The 871-nt window shown below is 67.2% G+C and carries 1 protein-coding gene; it reads right to left on the bottom strand.

What is annotated here, in order from left to right; genetic code table 11:
• Positions 1 to 543: 543 nt before the first annotated feature.
• Positions 544 to 871, bottom strand: a 328-nt coding sequence (locus tag AC1DWT_RS51620) for a hypothetical protein (protein WP_477926323.1), incomplete at its 5' end; no start/stop codon positions are given.

Raw genomic sequence — 871 nt, 5'->3', positions numbered from 1 at the left:
CTCCTCGCAACAGGCGATTTCTCGCCATGCATGGAGGCTTGCGCCTCAGTCCGACTGCCGGGACCTACCACCGTTCGCCCAATGGTCGGTTACCGCGGTTTACCGTTACGCTGATCGAGTTCCTGTCAGGCTCAATGGTTTTGGCATCCGATGTCCGCCTGTTCATCCTGATCGGCATGGTGCTGCTGCTGTTCCGGCCCTTCGCGTACTCCCTGTTTCGCCCCGAGAGAACATCTACCTCCGCAGCGGCTCGTCGGCCACCGCCTCGACCCCCACCTGCTCGGTCTCCACAAGCGACGCCGACGCGACCAGGAGCAGGCCTCCGACGGATCCCGCTGCCGGGGCGCCCCCTCACGCGCATGTGCTCCGGAAGACGCGGTGACACAAGGGCACTGACTGACTCGGCGACCGACTGTCGGTCGTCCCAACTCAGCGACAGGCCGCTGGTGGCACGGTGTTGGTGTGTGTGCGGGGACGAGGACCACCGGGCGGCGGCCGTGGTGGATCAGGTGCGAGGACGGTCGCCGACTCGGATACCAGTGGCTATGCGCGGGTGCGCGAACGCCAGGTGGACGATCGAGCGTGATGACTCGACGCCCCGGCGGGTTCCCGGACGGTGGTGGTACGGCGGCCGGGTGATCTGGTCGCGGGGGTGGAGAGACGGCGGGCGGGCGATGTCGTTTTCCGGGGTGGACGTTCCGGCACGGATCGGGTGAGGCTCATCGAGAGGTTGGCCGCCAGGATGTGATAAATCTGTGGCCGGACGAGGCCGGGTGGCCGCAGGACATCGGTGGGGCGGTTCCTGCTCGAGGTGACCTCGTCGACACGGGGCAGTTCCTGCTCGAGGTTGTCCGGACGTCGGAGGACCCGC

Source organism: Rhodococcus sp. P4_B6, assembly GCF_056402215.1.
The sequence above is the reverse complement of the archived record's forward strand: the minus strand, read 5'-3'. Positions and strand labels throughout refer to the sequence as shown.